Origin of the sequence: Actinomadura scrupuli, from assembly GCF_050971785.1 — a bacterium.
Taxonomy (GTDB): Bacteria; Actinomycetota; Actinomycetes; order Streptosporangiales; family Streptosporangiaceae; genus Actinomadura_E; species Actinomadura_E scrupuli.
Map to the genome: position 1 here is coordinate 62657 of NZ_JBPCCU010000002.1, position 16934 is coordinate 79590.

14 protein-coding genes and 1 riboswitch are annotated in these 16934 nt (G+C 69.9%); of the genes, 7 read left to right on the forward strand and 7 right to left on the reverse strand.

What is annotated here, in order from left to right:
* Positions 1–199 precede the first annotated feature (199 nt).
* Positions 200–826 carry a LamG domain-containing protein gene (locus ACRYCC_RS08000; RefSeq protein ID WP_433809991.1) on the reverse strand — a complete coding sequence of 209 codons (627 nt, stop codon included), beginning with the start codon at positions 824–826 and terminating at the stop codon, positions 200–202.
* Positions 827–1039: 213 nt separating this feature from the next.
* Positions 1040–1489: a sterol carrier family protein gene (locus ACRYCC_RS08005; protein ID WP_433809992.1), complete on the reverse strand. Its 450-nt coding sequence runs from the start codon at positions 1487–1489 to the stop codon at positions 1040–1042.
* Between the two features lie 136 nt (positions 1490–1625).
* A riboswitch (cyclic di-AMP (ydaO/yuaA leader) is annotated at positions 1626–1762 on the forward strand.
* A 3-nt stretch (positions 1763–1765) separates the two neighbouring features.
* Between ACRYCC_RS08005 and ACRYCC_RS08010 the strand changes: the two genes are divergently transcribed.
* Positions 1766–2749 carry a coiled-coil domain-containing protein gene (locus ACRYCC_RS08010; RefSeq protein WP_433809993.1) on the forward strand — a complete coding sequence of 328 codons (984 nt, stop codon included), beginning with the start codon at positions 1766–1768 and terminating at the stop codon, positions 2747–2749.
* Positions 2750–2828: 79 nt separating this feature from the next.
* On the opposite strand, the gene purL is transcribed toward ACRYCC_RS08010, so the two are convergent.
* From purL to purS, 4 genes are all read right to left on the reverse strand, one after another.
* Entirely contained in the window at positions 2829–5066 is a 2238-nt protein-coding gene (gene purL, locus ACRYCC_RS08015; protein WP_433812108.1) for a phosphoribosylformylglycinamidine synthase subunit PurL, read from the reverse strand.
* A 410-nt stretch (positions 5067–5476) separates the two neighbouring features.
* Complete coding sequence (purQ, locus tag ACRYCC_RS08020) at positions 5477–6157, reverse strand: phosphoribosylformylglycinamidine synthase subunit PurQ (RefSeq protein WP_433809994.1); 681 nt, start codon at positions 6155–6157, stop codon at positions 5477–5479.
* Between the two features lie 130 nt (positions 6158–6287).
* Positions 6288–6731 carry an ATP-binding protein gene (locus ACRYCC_RS08025; protein WP_433812110.1) on the reverse strand — a complete coding sequence of 148 codons (444 nt, stop codon included), beginning with the start codon at positions 6729–6731 and terminating at the stop codon, positions 6288–6290.
* Between the two features lie 244 nt (positions 6732–6975).
* Positions 6976–7218, reverse strand: coding sequence for a phosphoribosylformylglycinamidine synthase subunit PurS (gene purS / locus ACRYCC_RS08030; RefSeq protein ID WP_433809995.1), 243 nt, complete (start codon positions 7216–7218; stop codon positions 6976–6978).
* A gap of 173 nt (positions 7219–7391) precedes the next feature.
* Here purS and ACRYCC_RS08035 point away from each other — a divergent pair, with 173 nt between their 5' ends.
* A complete protein-coding gene (locus tag ACRYCC_RS08035) occupies positions 7392–9044 on the forward strand; it encodes a hypothetical protein (RefSeq protein WP_433809996.1) in 1653 nt (550 codons plus the stop codon).
* 103 nt (positions 9045–9147) lie between these two features.
* Here the strand turns inward: ACRYCC_RS08035 and ACRYCC_RS08040 are convergent, their stop codons facing one another.
* Entirely contained in the window at positions 9148–10590 is a 1443-nt protein-coding gene (locus ACRYCC_RS08040; RefSeq protein WP_433809997.1) for an aldehyde dehydrogenase family protein, read from the reverse strand.
* Positions 10591–10812: 222 nt separating this feature from the next.
* Between ACRYCC_RS08040 and pdhA the strand changes: the two genes are divergently transcribed.
* The 5 genes from pdhA to ACRYCC_RS08065 all read left to right on the forward strand — a co-directional run bounded on the left by pdhA (position 10813) and on the right by ACRYCC_RS08065 (position 16873).
* Positions 10813–11964 carry a pyruvate dehydrogenase (acetyl-transferring) E1 component subunit alpha gene (pdhA, locus tag ACRYCC_RS08045; protein WP_433809998.1) on the forward strand — a complete coding sequence of 384 codons (1152 nt, stop codon included), beginning with the start codon at positions 10813–10815 and terminating at the stop codon, positions 11962–11964.
* Positions 11964–12947, forward strand: a complete 984-nt coding sequence (locus ACRYCC_RS08050) for an alpha-ketoacid dehydrogenase subunit beta (RefSeq protein WP_433809999.1) — start codon at positions 11964–11966, stop codon at positions 12945–12947. Before pdhA ends, ACRYCC_RS08050 begins: the two co-directional genes overlap by 1 nt.
* 2 nt (positions 12948–12949) lie before the next feature.
* Positions 12950–14353 carry a dihydrolipoamide acetyltransferase family protein gene (locus ACRYCC_RS08055; protein WP_433810000.1) on the forward strand — a complete coding sequence of 468 codons (1404 nt, stop codon included), beginning with the start codon at positions 12950–12952 and terminating at the stop codon, positions 14351–14353.
* Between the two features lie 166 nt (positions 14354–14519).
* Positions 14520–16688 (forward strand): carbon starvation CstA family protein, encoded by a 2169-nt coding sequence (locus ACRYCC_RS08060; protein WP_433810001.1) that lies wholly within the window; start codon positions 14520–14522, stop codon positions 16686–16688.
* Positions 16685–16873, forward strand: coding sequence for a YbdD/YjiX family protein (locus tag ACRYCC_RS08065; protein WP_433810002.1), 189 nt, complete (start codon positions 16685–16687; stop codon positions 16871–16873). Before ACRYCC_RS08060 ends, ACRYCC_RS08065 begins: the two co-directional genes overlap by 4 nt.
* The last annotated feature ends 61 nt before the right edge of the window (positions 16874–16934 follow it).

Here is a 16934-nt window from a genome sequence, read left to right on the forward strand (position 1 = left end):
TGCTGCTCGCGCTGGGCGTGCTCTCCTGGTTCCTCAGCAGGGCCGCCGAGTGCGGTGACGTCTCCCGCTATCCGGACCGCGCCGCCCGGCGGCTGTGCATCGAACGCGAGTTCCCCTTCGCCGGGACCGATCACGACGTTCAGGCCGGCGGCCGGTCCGGCGGTCAGGCCGGCGGTCAGGCCGGCGGTCAGGCCGGCGGTCAGTCCAGCAGCGCGCGTACGGCCTCGCCGGTGAGCGCCGTGGCGTACATCCGGAGATCGTCGAAGAGCCCCGCGAAGCCCAGCCCCGTGGGGTCCCTGCCGAGGTACATCGGGCCGGCCGGGGTCACGACGGGCTGGTCGAGCCGTACGGCCGTGTCCAGCTCACCGTCGACGTAGACGTACAGCTCGTCCGGGTCCACGACCAGCGCGACGTGCGTCCACACCCCGACCTCCAGCCGCCTGCTGTCGGCGAACTCCGGGCCCTTCGCGGTGAACAACTGGACCCGCAGCCGTAGATCGTCGGGATAGAACCACAGGCCCAGGCCACGGGCGTCGTGCTCGGCGACCGACTTGTAGAGCACCCCGCGCCACTCACCGGTGGGCGGTTCCGCGACGTTGACGTAGAACGCGATGCTGAAGCCGAACAGCTGGCTCAGCACCAGTTGCGGTGCCGCCGGGATGACCACCCGGCCCGAGCCGTCGAAGCTCAGCGCGCCGCCGCCGCCGCGGCCCGGCACCACGGCGACAGGCCCGTCCAGGGTCGCCGTCAGCCCGCTCCCGGTGGAGTCGGCCGCCGACCGGCCCTCGATCGTGTCGGCGTCGAACGTCCAGTGCGCCGTGAGCATGGCTTCACCTCCTCGAGAAGCCCCACTCGTTCCCACACGCTGACACCGCACACCTCCCCCGGCAAGACGGGTGTCCGATTCGGTCACGGTGTCCGATCGATTTCGGACCCGACCGCCATGGCTCGATCCCGGCTTGATCCCATTGCTCGATCCCATGGCTCGATCATTGGCTTGATCACTGGCCTGCCGGTGGCCCCCGGTGACCCTCCGGGGTCAGGGCAGCGTGAGCGGCAGGTGGGCGGAGAGATCGGCGCGGGAGCCGCTGGCCCGGATCCGCCCGTCGTAGAGGGCCTCGGCCCATTTCGCCCGGCCGGTGGCCAGTGCCAGCCAGGTCGGCGCGTCCATCTCCACGACGTTCGGCGGGGTGCCGCGGGTGTGCCGCAGTCCCTCGACGCACTGCACGGCGGCGTAGGGCGGGACCCGGACCTCCACGGATTTGCCCGGTGCGGCCGCCACGAGCACGTCGAGCAGGAAGCGCACGGCGGCCTTGACGATGACGCGGTGAGGCTCGGCGCCGGAGTCGTACGCGGCCAGCACCGCGTCGAGGGAACCGCGCCGCAGCGCGGCAGGGGTTTCGGGACCGGCGTACGGCGGACGGCCGAGCTCGGCCAGCTGAGCGTCGAGTGCCGCCCGGGTGAGAACCCGGCTCTGGGAACGTGACATCGGGCTGGACCCTACCGACTCTTGTGGATCGGGACTCGGCGGGATAACGATGACGCTACTCTTGGCCGAGTCGAGCATGATTCCTTACAGTTCACTGTTATTCGATCGGTGACTCGTCGCCACCCGGGCGGCAGGCTGATCGGCGTAGCCGAATCCCGCCCCCACGGGAACCGGGGACCCAACGTTATCTGGGGTGAATCCGCAGCTCGCTGCGGTAGGGCGCCTCCGGCCCGAACCCGTCAGCTAACCCGGTAGGCATCGAGGAGAGGAGAGCGTGTGCAGCCCCCCACCTCCCAAGAGCCAGAGGTGTGCCCCCATGGCTCCCCCGTACGACGCCGTGCCGGCGCGGTTCTGCTGACCCTGATCGGCGCGTTCCTGCTGGTCCCTTCAACGTCCGGTGCCGCCACCACCCCCTCCGCCCTGACGCCCCAGGCTGCGGCGAGCCCCGGTAATTCTGACAAATTGGACAAGCTGTCCAAGCAGATCAAGGCGCTGGAGAAGAAGTACGGCGACGACTTCGCGCAGTTGCGCGATGCCAAGTGGGCCGCCGAACAGGCGCTCAAGAAGTCGAGGACACTGCAGGAGGATCTGGCCGGCGCCCGTGTCCTGGTCGCGCAGATGGCCGCCTCGCAGTACATCAGCAGCGGCGTCGACCCCACCGTCTCCATGCTGTCCACCGACGACCCGTCGGGGGTCCTGGACGGCGCCACCCTGGCCAGCCATCTGAGCCGCAACCGGGCCGCCAAGGTCAACCAGATCCAGTCTCTGATCAACCAGCAGGACAAGGCCCGCAAGGAAGCCGTGGCCAAGATCGCCGGGTTGCAGAAGAACATCAAGGACCTGCAGGGCCAGAAGACCCGGATGCAACAACTGATCAACAAGTTCAAGCCGTCGTCACCGCTGATCGGGGCGAGCGGGCTCACCGCCCGGCTGATCAAGGTCCGCAGCGAGGTCGACACCCGGTTCGGCCCGTTCCCGGTGATCGGCTGCCTGCGTCCGGGCGACCCGCAGGACCACGGCACCGGCCGTGCCTGCGACTTCATGGAGAGCACCGGCGGGAGCATGCCGAGCGCCGACCGGATCGCGCACGGCACCCAGGTGGCCAACTGGGTGATCGCCAATGCCTCCCGGCTCGGCGTCAAGTACGTCATCTGGCGCCAGCGCATCTACGACATGCGCAGCCCCGGCTGGCGGGCCATGTCGGACCGCGGCGGCATCACCGCCAACCACTTCGACCACGTTCACATCTCGGTCTTCTGACCGGGGAGCCCGACGACGCCCGAAGGCCCGGCCGGAGATCGGCCGGGCCTTCGGGCGTTGCGAGCCTGCAGTGGCTCGCTCAGTTGACGTAGCGGGGCAGGGTCGCCTCGTGGGACTCACGGAGCTCGGCCAGCGAGATAGAGAACAGCGGCTGCCCGTCGGCCGCCCCCTGCACGGTCAGCGTGTCCCCGCCGACCACACCGAGCGGGGTCACCGGCACCCCGGCCTGCTCGCAGAGGGCGATGACGCGATTCTCGTTGCCGGGCCGTACGGCCACGACGGCCCGGGCCACCGACTCGCTGAACAACGTCACGAACGGATCCCCCGGCAGCGTCACCCGGCAGCCCAGCCCGCCGCGCAGGCAGGACTCGACCAGCGCCTGTGACAGGCCGCCGTCGGACAGGTCGTGCGCCGCGGCCAGCAGGCCGTCCCGGGCACCGCTGATCAGCACCGATGCCAGCGCCGCCTCGGCGGGCAGGTCCACCAGCGGCGGGAGCCCGCCCAGGTGGGCGTAGACGACGTGCGCCCATTCCGAGCCGCCGAACTCCTCGCGGGTGTCGCCGAGCAGCAGCAGCGTGGACCCCTCGGACGCGAAGGCCATGGAGACCCGGCGGCGTACGTCGTCGTGCACGCCCAGCACGCCGACGACCGGCGTGGGGTTGATCGGCGTGGTGCCGGTCTGGTTGTAGAAGCTCACGTTTCCGCCGGTCACCGGCACACCGAGCGCCTGGCAGGCGTCCGCGAGCCCCTCCACCGCACGGGAGAACTCCCACATGACACCCGGGTCCTCGGGCGAGCCGAAGTTGAGGCAGTTGGTCACCGCGAGCGGCCGGGCACCGGTGGTGGCGACGTTTCGGTACGCCTCCGACAGCGCGAGCTGGGCCCCGGCGTACGGATCGAGCCGCGTGTAGCGCCCGTTGCCGTCTAGGGACAGCGCGACCCCCAGGTGGCCGCCGCCCTCCGGGGCCTCGGTGGGCTCGTCCCCCCGGGCCAGCAGGGCCTCGTCGAGCCGGATCACGCCGGAGTCCTCGGGCATGGCCAGCACGGTGTTGCCCAGCACGTACCGGTCGTACTGCGAGGTCACCCACTCTTTGGAGGCGAGGTTGGGGGAGGCGGCCAGCCACAGCACGGTCCTGCGGAGCTCCTCGCCGTTGGACGGCCGGTGCAGCCGGCCCGGGGTCTCGGCCTGGATCGCACCGAGCTCGGGCGGCGGGGCGATCGGCCGCTCATAGACGGGGCCCTCGTCCGCGGCGGTCTTCGGCGGCAGGTCGACGATGACCTCGCCGCCCCAGGTCATGACCAGCCGGCCGGTGTCGGTGACCTCGCCGATGACGGTCGCCGGGATGTCCCACTTGGCGCAGACCTCCAGGAACCGGGCCTGGTCGCCGGGTGTGACCACCGCCATCATGCGTTCCTGCGACTCGCTCATGAGGATCTCTTCGGGACGCAGGGTGGCGTCGCGCAGCGGGACCGCGTTGAGGTCGACGTGCATGCCGCCGGTGCCGGCCGCGGCCAGCTCGGTGGTCGCACACGAGACGCCGGCCGCGCCGAGGTCCTGGATGCCGACCACGAGGTCCTCGTGGAACAGCTCCAGGCAGCACTCGATGAGCAGCTTCTCCATGAACGGGTCGCCGACCTGCACCGACGGCCGCTTCTGCTGCGACTCGGCGTCGAACGTGGCGCTGGCCAGCACCGACGCCCCGCCGATGCCGTCCGGGCCGGTGAGCGAGCCGAAAAGGATCACTTTGTTGCCGGGGCCGGGGGCCTTGGCGAGCTGGATGTCCTCGTGCTTGAGGACACCGATGCAGAGCGCGTTGACCAGCGGGTTGGCCAGGTAGGTGCGGTCGAAGACGAGCTCGCCGCCGATGTTGGGCAGGCCCAGGCAGTTGCCGTAGCCGGCGATCCCCGCCACGACGCCCGGCAGCACCCGGCCGGTGTCCGGGGCGTCCGCGGGGCCGAACCGCAGCGAGTCCATGACGGCCACCGGCCGGGCGCCCATCGAGATGATGTCCCGGACGATGCCGCCGACCCCGGTGGCCGCGCCCTGGTAGGGCTCGACGTACGACGGGTGGTTGTGCGACTCGACCTTGAAGGTCACCGCCCAGCCCTCGCCGACGTCGACGACCCCGGCGTTCTCCCCCATGCCGACCAGCAGCGCGTCGGACTGGGGGGCCTTGTCGGCGAACTGCCGCAGATGGACCTTGGAGCTCTTGTAGGAGCAGTGCTCGCTCCACATGACCGAGTAGATGGCCAGCTCGGACGTGGTGGGCCTGCGGCCCAGGATGTCCCGGACCCGCTGGTACTCCTCATCGTTCATGCCGAGCTCGGCGTACGGCAGCGCCTGGCCGGGCGTCCGCCCGGCGACGGCCACCGAGTCGACCGGCGGTACCGGTCGTACGGGCTGCTCGGGTGTCGCATGGACGGGGACCGGCTCGGCCCGCGGCACGGTCTCCGGTGGCACGTCCCCGGAGACCTCCCGGGCGTCCGGCCCGGCGTCCTCGGTCCCGGCCTCGTGCCGGACGGCGTCCGGCTCGGTTTCGGCCGGCTCGGTTTCGTCGAGCTTGCTTTCCGGCTTGGTTTCCGGCTTGGTTTCTGCCTTGTTCTCGTCGGGCTCGGATTCGTCCGGCTCGGATTCCAGCCTGGTCTCTTCGAGCTCGGTTTCGTCCAGTTTGGTGTCGTCCCCTGCGCGGGACTCGCTCCCCCGCACACCCCCCGGAACTTCTACGTTCACGCGTTGACCAGCCTTTTGACGATCGAAGTGAAGAAACCGAGCCCGTCCGTGGTGGGCCCGGTCAGGGATTCCACAGCGTGCTCGGGATGGGGCATCAGCCCGACCACGTTGCCGGCCTCGTTGGTGATGCCGGCGATGTCGTTGAGCGAGCCGTTGGGGTTGACGTCGAGATAACGGGCGACGATCCGGCCCTCCTCCTCCAGCAGCGCCAGGGTCTCCGGCGCGGCGACATAGCCGCCCTCGCCGCTCTTCAGCGGCACGACGATCTCCTGGCCCTGGTGGTACTGCGAGGTCCAGACCGTCTCGGCGTTGTCGATCCGCAGCCGCTGGTCGCGGCAGACGAAGTGCAGGCTGCTGTTGCGGCTGAGCGCGCCCGGCAGCAGATGGGACTCGCAGAGGATCTGGAACCCGTTGCAGATGCCGAGCACCGGGAGCCCGTCCTTCGCCGCGGGCACCAGCTGCTCCATGATCGGCGCGAACCGCGCGATGGCACCGCAGCGGAGGTAGTCGCCGTAGGAGAAGCCACCGGGCAGGATGACGGCGTCGACCCCCCGCAGGTCGTGGTCCGCGTGCCAGATCGACACGGGCTCGGCACCGGCCAGCCGGACGGCCCGCACCGCGTCACGGTCATCCAGCGACCCTGGAAAGGTGATGACGCCCACCCGGGCAGCGTTCATGTGGTGTTCCTCCGACGGTGTTCGTCTGAACTCGGTTGATCCGGAACTCGGCGATGAGGCCTCACTATGCGTCCGCGGAGCGCGAGACGACGGGGCCGCGCATCGATGAGGGCCCCGTGTTACCCCGATTTTAGCTGGCGCTATGCACCAGTTCGCGCTCGAGACGCCGGATCAGCGCTTCGTCCTCCCAGGTCAGCTGCTTGTGGAGGTATACAGCCGTGCCTTCGTCCATCCGGGTGTCGAAGCTCACCTCGTCCACCAGGGCCCGCATGATCGAGATCCCCCGGCCGGACTCCGCGTCCCAATGGGCCCGCGCGTCGGCCACCTCGTGGAAACCCTGTCCCATATCCACGACCTTCAACACACACCCATCACCGTCGATAACGGCGATGACTTCATATTCCTTGGTCGTCTCCGCATGCTGGACGACATTGGTGCAGGCTTCGGAAGTGGCGACAAGAATGTCCGCGACGCAGTCCTCCGACACTCCCAGACCGCGCAGCGCGTCCCCGAGCACCCGGCGAATCACCGGAATGCTCAACGCTTCGCGAGGCAGTGTGAGCGAGAACTTCATGTCCACCGGCCACCCTCTCTGTTGACCGACCCCCGAATCGGAGAGCTGTCCGACCGCGGCCCTTGGAAAACACCGACGGAGCTATCACTTCCCCCGGTGAATCTTCCGTAATCGTTAGAGTGACCGGCCCCGTAGTGAACTCTCGGCGCTCAAGTGGCCACAGAGCTGATCGGTTTATTCGTCACCCGAGGTCCCGGCCGGATGGAACGGACCAACCGGCCTCGCGAAGCGCCTGCCGGGGGAATTATTCGACGCGCAACTCGAAGGTCTCGATCACCGGATTGGCGAGCAGCGTCCCTGCGATCTTCCGGACCCGCTCCAGTGCGGCCTCGTCCGCGTGACCTTCCAGTTCGATCTCGAATCGCTTGCCCTGCCGTACTCCCGTGATCCCCTCGAAGCCCATCTGTGGCAGCTTCCTGGCGATGGCCTGCCCCTGCGCATCGGAGATCTCCGGCTTGAGCATGACATCGACGACAACGCGTGCCACGGCCCGCCCCCTTGCTGATCAGCGGATTCTCGTACGGCATCGAAGCGTACGGCACCGGGCCCCACAACCCTAAAACCGCCCGGGGCCGATATACATGTGCACAGACTCGTGTCCTGCCGATGGCCGCCCCACGCCCCATGGCCGCCCGTACACCCGAGAGAGAGACCCCCCACATGCGCAGCGAGGATCTGTCCCAGGCCGAGCGCACCCTGTGGGAAGCGTTCAGCCATGGCGAGTCGGTCGACCTGTCCAGCGGAAACGCGGCCTTCGACGACCCCGCCCAGTCCGACCGCTGGGGCTCGGACCGGGTGATCCGGGCCGAGGTGCTGGTGGCCCTGCTGCTCGGCGCCCAGAGCGCCGAGCCCGGGCAGGTCGCGGCCGTACGGCTGACCGGGGCGCGCATCGTGGGGTCGCTCAACCTGGGGCACGCGGACGTGACCGTGCCGCTGGCGCTGACCGGGTGCTCGTTCGACGAGGCACCGCATCTGTACTGGGCGCGCCTGCACAGCGTGCACATCATGCGCTGCCGGCTGCCCGGCCTGGTCGCCTCCGGGGCGCGCATCGACGGGCACCTCTGGCTGGAGGGCAGCCGCATCCAGGGCGGCCTGTGGCTGGACGGCGCGCACATCACCGGCATCCTCAACCTGAGCGCCGCCCAGCTGTCCAATCCCGGCGGGGACGCGCTGCTGGGCGACCGGCTGAACGTGGACGCCAACGTCTACTGCGACACCGGCTTCACCGCCGACGGGGAGGTACGCCTGCCGGGCGCCACCGTCGGCGGCCAGCTGATCTTCCGGGGCGCCAAGCTGCGCAATCCGTCCGGCGCCGCGCTGTACGCCAGCCGGCTCCAGGTGGCCGCCAACGTGTTCTGCGACGGCGGATTCACCGCCCAGGGCGAGATCAGGCTGCGCGGAGCCCGGGTCGGCGGGTACCTGTCCCTGGTCGGCGCCGTCCTCAGCCACCCGAAGAACACCGCGCTGAACGCCGATGATCTGGCCGTGGAGACCGATGTCTACTGCTCCGACGGGTTCGACTCCACCGGGGCGGTGAGCTTCTCCGGAGCGCGGATCGGCGGGCAGCTCAGCTTCCAGGGCGCCCGGCTGTCGAACTCCTCGAACTCCTCGAACTCCGCGGCGCCGGAGCACGACGGGGTGGCACTGAGCCTGCAGCGGCTGCAGGCCGAGGAGCTCCTGCTGCGCCCGTCCGAGCAGATCAACGGGGTCGTCGAGCTGGCGTACGCGAAGATCGGCCTGCTCCGCGACGACCCCGCCACCTGGCCGTCCCGGATGCAGCTGGACGGGCTGTCCTACGAGACCCTCGACCCCCCGCTGACCGCCCGGCAGCGCCTCGACTGGCTGCACCGCGACACCGACGGCTACCAGCCGCAGCCGTACGAGCGGCTCGCCCAGTGCTACCGCTCGATCGGGCTCGACGTCGAAGGCCGGTCGGTGCTGCTGGCCAAGCAGCGCGACCGCCGGGCCATCCAGACCACGCCGCGGAAGTTCTGGGGGCTGATGCAGGACGTGACGGTCGGTTACGGCTACCGGCCGTTCCGCGCCGCCATGTGGCTGATCGCGCTGGCGGCGGCCGGCAGCCTCTACTTCTACCTCTCGCCACCCGCGCGGCTGGACACCGGCCAGAACCCGCACTTCAACGCGATCCTCTACACGCTGGACCTGCTGCTGCCGGTCGGCTCACTCGGCCAGGAGGGGCTGTTCGCCCCCAAGGGCGTCTCCCAGTGGATCTCGGACCTGCTGGTGGCCGCCGGCTTCGTCCTCGGCCTGACCGTCGCCGCCGGCGCCACCCGCGTACTCTCCCGCGACTGACCCCAAGCCCAAACCCACCCCTCCGTGATCATGCAATCGTTCGTCGATTGATTGCATGATCACGGAGGGGTGGGCGGTGGGCCGGTGGGCGGGTGGTGGGTGGTCAGGGCTGGAGGGAGATCAGGCGCAGCTCGGTCATCTCCTCGATGGCGTACGCCGGGCCCTCCCGGGTGTTGCCGGAGTCCTTGACGCCGCCGTAGGGCTGCTGGTCGGCCCGCGAGGTGGGCACGTCGTTGATCAGCACCCCGCCGAACTCCAGCGTTCTGGCGGCCTTGAGCGCCTTGCCGACCTCGTCGGTGAACACCCCCGCCTGCAGCCCGTACCGGGAGTCGTTGGCCAGGGCGAGGGCCTCGTCGAAGTCGCGGTAGCGGTTGACCGTGACGACCGGGCCGAAGACCTCCTCGCTCTGCAGCCGTACGGCCGGGGTCGTGCCCTCCACCACGGTGGGCCTGAGCACGCCGTGGTCGTCGACCTCGCCGCCACAGAGCAGTTTGGCCCCGGCGGCGACGGCCTCGTCGATCCACTCCTTCACCCGGTCGGTGTCCTGCGCCGAGATCAGCGAGGACACGTCGGTCCGCGCGTCCATGGGGTCGCCGACGACCAGCCTCTCGACCTTGGTCACCAGTGACTCGATGAACTCGTCGGCCACGTCCTCGTGCACGTAGATCCGCTGCGTGGAGATGCAGGACTGCCCCGCGTGCGAGAACCCGGCGACACCGGCCTTGGCCGCCGCCGTCCGCCAGTCGCCGGGCGCGTCCACGATCAGCGGCGAGTTGGAGCCGAGTTCGAGCCGTACCTTCTTGCGCGCGGCCTTGGCGGCCATCGCCCAGCCCACTTCGGAGGAGCCGGTGAAGGTGATATATGCCACATCGTCATGGGTGGCGAGGGCGTCGCCGACGACCGATCCACCGCCGGTCACCACGTTGAGCCAGCCCCTCGGCACCCCGAGGCCCTGCAGCAGCTCGGCGAGCAGGAGCGCCGAGACCGGGGTCTGCGAGGCGGGCTTGAGGACCACCGGGCAGCCTGCGGCCAGGGCCGGAGCCAGCTTGTGCGCGACCAGGTTGAGCGGGAAGTTGAACGGCGAGATCGCCGCCACCACCCCGACCGGGACCTTCAGCGTGAACGCGGTCTTGCCCGCCCCGGCGGCGCTCGCGTCCATCGGCACCATGTCACCCGCGAACCGGCGGGCCTCGGCGGCCGCGAACGCGAACGTCTCCACCGCACGGGAGGCCTCCACCCGGGCGGTTTTGAGCGGTTTCGCGGACTCGAGGGCGATGGCCCGGGCGAAGTGGTCCTGCCGGTCGTTGAGGGCCGCCGCGGTCTGTTCCAGCACCCTGATCCGGTCGGCCCGGGAGAAGTCGTCCCGCCTCAGCGCCTCCCGTGCCGCGTGGACGGCGCGTTCGACCTCGCGCCTGCCTCCGGCGGGCACCCGGGCGACCAGCCCACCGTCGTAGGGGGCGCGGACCTCGGCCATTCCGTGCTCGCCGGCGGGCACCCACTCGCCATCGATCAGCATGCCCTGCAGGGTGAAATGCGGGTCGTCCATCAGGCGTCTCCTTCGCACTCCGTCGACGACACTCCTGAGTCGAAGCTATGTCGTTGAACGGCAAGGTGCCAGGTGCGGGGATCCGGGTAGGGACACCACAGATCTCGCGGGAGAGGTGTGATGTCTGCCACGATGGCGGAAAGGGAACGATCGCCCCCATCCCGGGTGATCGCTCCTGACGTCGGCCGACCGCGGTGATCCCGCGTCTCGGCCCCGGGCGTAATGAAGGAGTGGCACGTGACCATCGACGCCGCGCACGATGTACCCGGTGTGCGACCTACCACCGAGCTCATCCAGCTGCTCACCCCCGAGGGTGAGCGGATCGAGCATCCGGACTACCCGCTCGATCTGACCCCCGAAGAGATCAGGGACCTCTACCGGGATCTCGTCATCATCCGCCGCATCGACGTGGAGGCCGTGGCGCTGACCCGGCAGGGCGAGCTGGGCATCTGGGCCTCGCTCCTCGGCCAGGAGGCCGCCCAGGTGGGCTCCGGACGGGCCCTGACCGCCGCCGACATGGTGTTCCCCACCTACCGGGAGCACGGCGTGGCCTGGTGCCGGGGGGTCGATCCGATCAACCTGCTGGGGCTGTTCCGCGGGGTCAACCACGGTGGCTGGGACCCCGCCGAGCACGGCTTCCACCTCTACACGATCGTGATCGGCAGCCAGACCCTGCACGCCACCGGCTACGCCATGGGCATCCAGCGCGACGGGGTGCTCGGCACCGAGAACGCCGCCGCGACGATCGCCTACTTCGGCGACGGCGCCACCTCACAGGGCGACGTCAACGAGGCGTTCGTCTGGGCCTCGGTGTTCAACACCCCGGTGGTGTTCTTCTGCCAGAACAACCAGTGGGCGATCTCCGAGCCGCTGGAGAAGCAGTCCCGCATCCCCCTCTACCGCCGTGCCCAGGGCTTCGGCTTCCCGGGCCTGCGGGTGGACGGCAACGACGTGTTCGCCTGCCTGGCCGTGACCCGGCGTGCCCTGGAAGCGGCCCGTACGGGCCAGGGCCCGACGCTGATCGAGGCCTTCACCTACCGGATGGGCGCGCACACCACCACCGACGATCCGTCCCGGTACCGGCTCCAGGCGGAGCTGGAGTCGTGGAAGCTGAAGGACCCGATCGAGCGGGTCAAGGCCTACCTGGTCAAGAGCCAGCTCGCCACCACCGACTTCTTCGAGGAGGTCGAGGCGGAGGCCAAGCGGATCGGGTCCGAGCTGCGCAAGCAGTGCCTGGAGCTGCCGGATCCACCGCCGTCGGCGCTGTTCGAGCACGCCTACGCCGAGCCGCACACCCTGATCACCGAAGAGCAGGAGCGGTACGCCGCCTACCTCGCCGACTTCGAGGACACCGACTCCGGGGAAGGTGCGTGATGGCCGCGGAGACGCTCACGCTGGCGAAGGCGCTCAATGCAGGAATGCGCCGGGCCATGGAGGACGACGGCAAGGTCCTCATCATGGGAGAGGACGTCGGCCGGCTCGGCGGGGTCTTCCGGGTGACCGACGGGCTGCAGAAGGACTTCGGTGAGGAGCGGGTCATCGACACCCCGCTGGCCGAGTCCGGCATCGTCGGCACGGCGATCGGGCTGGCCCTGCGCGGCTACCGCCCGGTCTGCGAGATCCAGTTCGACGGCTTCGTGTTCCCGGCCGCGGACCAGATCATCACCCAGCTCGCCAAGATGCACCTGCGCTCGCTGGGCCAGGTCAACCTGCCGGTGGTGATCCGCATCCCGTGCGGCGGCGGCATCGGCGCGGTGGAGCACCACAGCGAGTCCCCGGAGGCCTACTTCACCCACACCGCGGGCCTTCGCGTGGTCGTCTGCTCCAACCCGGCGGACGCGTACACGATGATCCGTCAGGCGGTCGCCTGCGACGACCCGGTGATCTTCTTCGAGCCCAAGCGCCGCTACTGGGACAAGGCCGCGGTGGACATCGACGCGGAGCTGGCCGCCTCGACGCCGATGGGCAAGGCCGTGGTGGCGCTGCCGGGCACCGACGTGACCGTCCTGGCGTACGGGCCGAGCGTGAAGACCTGCCTGGAGGCCGCCTCCGCCTCGGCGGACCGGTCGCTGGAGGTCATCGATCTGCGGTCGCTGAGCCCGCTGGACCTGCCCACGGTGGTCGAGTCGGTGCGCAAGACCGGGCGGTGCGTCGTCGTGCACGAGGCGCCCGTCTTCTCCGGGTTCGGCGCCGAGCTGGCGGCCCGGATCACCGAATCCTGCTTCTACCACCTGGAGGCGCCGGTGCTGCGCGTCGGCGGATTCTCCACCCCGTACCCGCCGTCCCGGCTGGAGGACCACTACCTCCCGGATCTCGACCGGATCCTGCACTCAGTCGACCAGACCTTCGGATGGTGATCATGGCCGAGCTGAAGCAGTTCAAGCTGCCCGACGTGGGCGAGGGCCTCACCGAGGCGGAGATCGTCAAATGGCATGTGCAGCCGGGTGACGCCGTCGAGGTCAACCAGACGATCGTGGAGATCGAGACCGCCAAGGCGATCGTGGAGCTGCCCTGTCCCTTCGAAGGCGTGGTCGCCGAGCTGCACGCCACCGAGGGCGAGACCATCGACGTGGGCGTCCCGATCATCTCCGTGGACGTCTCTCCAGGCGGTCCCGGGGCCGCCATGACCCCGGAGGAGGAGCTGGGGCTCAAGGAGGACCTGGTCCCCACCATCACCGAGGAGCTACCGCCCTCCCCGGCCGCCGACCCGGGCACGCTCATCGGGCCGACGGTCGGCCCGGACGAGCCCAAGCGCCAGCCGGTGCTCGTCGGCTACGGCGTGAAACCGGGAGCCACCAAACGCCGGCCCCGCAAGCAGAGCCGGGCGGCTCCCGCCGGCCCCGCCACCGGGCCCGACGCCGGGCCGGGCCGGGCCGCCGCGCTGGCCAAGCCGCCGGTGCGCAAGCTCGCCAAGGATCTGGGCGTGGACCTGAGCGCGATCTCCGGGTCGGGGCCGCAGGGCTCCATCACCCGCGACGACGTCCAGGCGGCCGTACGAGCCGTACCGGCTCCCGCGCAGGCGGGCGGCGGCCAGGTGCTCCGGAGCGCTCCGGAGCAGGCCGCCCGCGAGGAGCGGATCCCGATCCGGGGGGTGCGCAAGCACACCGCGGCGGCCATGACACGGTCGGCGTTCACGGCTCCGCACGTCACCGAGTTCCTCCAGGTGGACGTGACCGAGACGATGGCGGCGGTACGGCGGCTGCGCGCCCTCCCGGACTTCGCCGACGTCAAGGTGTCGCCGTTGCTGCTGGTGGCCAAGGCGCTGCTGGTCGCGGCCGCCCGGCACCCGGCGATCAACTCCTCGTGGGACGAGGACGCCCAGGAGATCGTGGTCAAGCGCTACGTGAACCTGGGGATCGCGGCGGCCACCGAACGCGGGCTGATCGTGCCCAACATCAAGGAGGCGCAGGACCTCTCGCTGCCGGGACTCGCACGGGCGCTCACCGCCCTGGGCGAGACCGCGCGGGCCGGGAAGACCTCGCTCGAGGCGATGTCCAACGGCACGATCACGATCTCCAACGTGGGGATCTTCGGTGTCGACGCGGGGACCCCGATCCTCAGCCCGGGTGAGGCCGCCATCCTCGCCTTCGGCCAGATCCGGGAGCTGCCCTGGGTGCACGAGGGGCAGCTCGCCGTCCGCCAGGTGACGACGCTGTCGCTGTCCTTCGACCATCGCATCGTCGACGGGGAGCTCGGCTCGGCCGTCCTGCGCGACGTCGGCGCCGCACTGGAGGACCCGCTCCGGCTCCTCGCCTGGAGCTGAGCGATCCGCCCTGGCCGCCCGGCCACGACCCGGGCGGCCAGGGCACTCCGCTGTCCGAAATCTCCCGTCCGAAACTCCATACAACGGGCGAATGCTTGACGCCTCCTTGGGAACAACCATCACTAACTTGTGACCCGTGTCACACGTCTCCCCGAGGAGGACCACCGTGTCCATTCCAGCCGTCCGGCAACGGATGACCCCCCGGCAGATCGCCGTCTGGGTGGGGGTGGCAGTGGTCGGGGCCATCGCGTGGGGCGTCATCGCCCTCTCCCGCGGCGAGCGGATCTCCGCCGTCTGGCTGGTGTTCGCCGCACTCGCCTCGTACGCGATCGGCTACCGCTTCTACTCCCGCTTTCTCGCCTACCGAGTGCTCGGTGTCGACGACACCCGCGCCACCCCCGCGGAGCGCGTCAACAACGGCACCGACTTCCACCCGACCGACCGCAGGGTGCTGTTCGGCCACCACTTCGCCGCGATCGCCGGCGCCGGCCCGCTGGTGGGCCCGGTGCTGGCCGCGCAGATGGGATATCTGCCCGGCACCCTGTGGATCATCGTCGGCGTCATCTTCGCCGGGGCGGTCCAGGACATGGTCGTGCTGTTCTTCTCCATGCGGAGAGGCGGCCGGAGTCTCGGCCAGATGGCACGCGAGGAGATCGGCCCGGTCGGCGGCACGGCCGCACTGATCGCCGTGCTCTCCATCATGACCATCCTGCTGGCGGTGCTGGCGCTGGTCGTGGTGAACGCGCTCAAGGGCTCCCCCTGGGGCACCTTCTCGATCGCGATGACCATCCCCATCGCCCTGTTCATGGGCTTCTACCTGCGCTACCTGCGGCCCGGGCGGGTCGTGGAGACCTCACTGATCGGGATCGGGCTGCTGCTGCTGGCCATCGTGGGCGGCGGCTGGGTGTCGGAGTCCGGGCTGGCCGACGCGTTCACCTGGTCGCCGCAGACGCTGACCCTGGTCCTGATCGGGTACGGATTCGTCGCGTCGGTGCTGCCTGTCTGGATGCTGCTGGCCCCCCGCGACTACCTCAGCGCGTTCATGAAGGTCGGCGTCGTGGTGATGCTGGCCGTCGCGATCCTGGTCGCCCGGCCGATGCTGGAGACCAAGGCCTTCACCGACTTCGCCTTCAACGGGCAGGGACCGGTCTTCGCCGGCTCGCTGTTCCCGTTCGTCTTCATCACGATCGCCTGCGGGGCCCTGTCCGGGTTCCACTCCCTGATCTCCTCCGGCACCACTCCGAAGCTGATCGAGAAGGAGTCGCAGATCCGGGTCATCGGTTACGGGGCCATGCTGACCGAGTCGTTCGTGGCGATCATGGCGCTGGCCGCGGCCTGCGTCATCGACCCCGGGCTGTACTTCGCCATGAACATGCCCGGTCCGGCCCTGGGCTCGACGCTGACGTCGGCCTCCCAGGTGGTGACGAACCTCGGCTTCGCCATCACCCCGGACCAGCTCGCCGCGGCGGCCAAGTCCGTCGAGGAGACCACCCTGGTGGCCCGCAGCGGCGGCGCCCCCACACTGGCCGTCGGCATCAGCCAGATCCTCTCCGACATCTTCGGCGGAGACTCCCTCAAGGCCTTCTGGTACCACTTCGCGATCATGTTCGAGGCGCTGTTCATCCTCACCACCGTCGACGCGGGCACCCGGGTGGGCCGGTTCATGCTGCAGGACACCGTGGGGAACATCTGGAAGAAGGCCGGAGACGTGAGCTGGAAGCCCGGCCTCTACGCCTCCAGCGCCGTGGTCGTCGCCGCCTGGGGCTACTTCCTGTGGACCGGCGTCAACGACCCCCTCGGCGGCATCAACCAGCTGTTCCCGCTGTTCGGAATCGCCAACCAGCTGCTCGCCGCCATAGCGCTCACCGTGGCGACCACCCTGCTGCTCAAATCCGGCCGGGCGAAGTACGCCTGGGTGACGCTGGTCCCGCTGACCTGGGACATCGTGGTGACCCTCACCGCGTCCTGGGAGAAGGTGTTCTCCGACGACGTCAAGGTCGGGTTCTTCGCCCAGCGGGACCTCTACCAGAAGGCCCTCGACGCCGGGAAGACCTCGCTCGGCACCGCCAAGACCCCCGACCAGATGCACCAGGTGGTGGTCAACGCCACGGTCGACGGGGTGCTGGCGGCCTTCTTCGCGGTACTGGTGGTGATCGTCCTGATCGACGCCATGCGGGTGTGGGTCAGGACGCTCAAGGCCCCCACACCGCCGCCCACCACCGAGGACCCGGCGGTGAAGTCGGAGCTGTGGGCACCGTCCGGGCTCTTCGCCACCGCCGAGGAGCGCGAGATCCTGCGGTCCCGGGAGCGCGAGAAGGTGGAGGCCGGCGGATGAGCGCCCGCGACCGGCTGCGCACCGCCTGGCGGCTGTTCCGGGAGTTCTCCGGCGAGCGGGCGTACGAGATCTACCTCGAACACCAGCGGCGCGAGCACCCCGGCGAGCCGGTGCTGACCGAGCGGGAGTTCTGGCGCCGCCACATCGACGCCCGCGACAGCGCGCCGCGAGTCGGTTGCTGCTGACCTGCGGCTGCCGCTGATCGGTTGCCGCTGATCGGCTGCCGTTGATCGAGAGGCAGCCGTA

Bases quoted from the DNA above. Each gene is read 5' to 3' on its own strand.
- ACRYCC_RS08000 (WP_433809991.1), bottom strand. From the start codon at position 826: ATGCTCACGGCGCACTGGACGTTCGACGCCGACACGATCGAGGGCCGG.
- ACRYCC_RS08005 (WP_433809992.1), bottom strand. From the start codon at position 1,489: ATGTCACGTTCCCAGAGCCGGGTTCTCACCCGGGCGGCACTCGACGCT.
- purL (WP_433812108.1), bottom strand. From the start codon at position 5,066: ATGAACGATGAGGAGTACCAGCGGGTCCGGGACATCCTGGGCCGCAGG.
- purQ (WP_433809994.1), bottom strand. From the start codon at position 6,157: ATGAACGCTGCCCGGGTGGGCGTCATCACCTTTCCAGGGTCGCTGGAT.
- ACRYCC_RS08025 (WP_433812110.1), bottom strand. From the start codon at position 6,731: ATGAAGTTCTCGCTCACACTGCCTCGCGAAGCGTTGAGCATTCCGGTG.
- ACRYCC_RS08035 (WP_433809996.1), top strand. From the start codon at position 7,392: ATGCGCAGCGAGGATCTGTCCCAGGCCGAGCGCACCCTGTGGGAAGCG.
- ACRYCC_RS08040 (WP_433809997.1), bottom strand. From the start codon at position 10,590: ATGGACGACCCGCATTTCACCCTGCAGGGCATGCTGATCGATGGCGAG.
- pdhA (WP_433809998.1), top strand. From the start codon at position 10,813: ATGAAGGAGTGGCACGTGACCATCGACGCCGCGCACGATGTACCCGGT.
- ACRYCC_RS08050 (WP_433809999.1), top strand. From the start codon at position 11,964: ATGGCCGCGGAGACGCTCACGCTGGCGAAGGCGCTCAATGCAGGAATG.
- ACRYCC_RS08055 (WP_433810000.1), top strand. From the start codon at position 12,950: ATGGCCGAGCTGAAGCAGTTCAAGCTGCCCGACGTGGGCGAGGGCCTC.
- ACRYCC_RS08065 (WP_433810002.1), top strand. From the start codon at position 16,685: ATGAGCGCCCGCGACCGGCTGCGCACCGCCTGGCGGCTGTTCCGGGAG.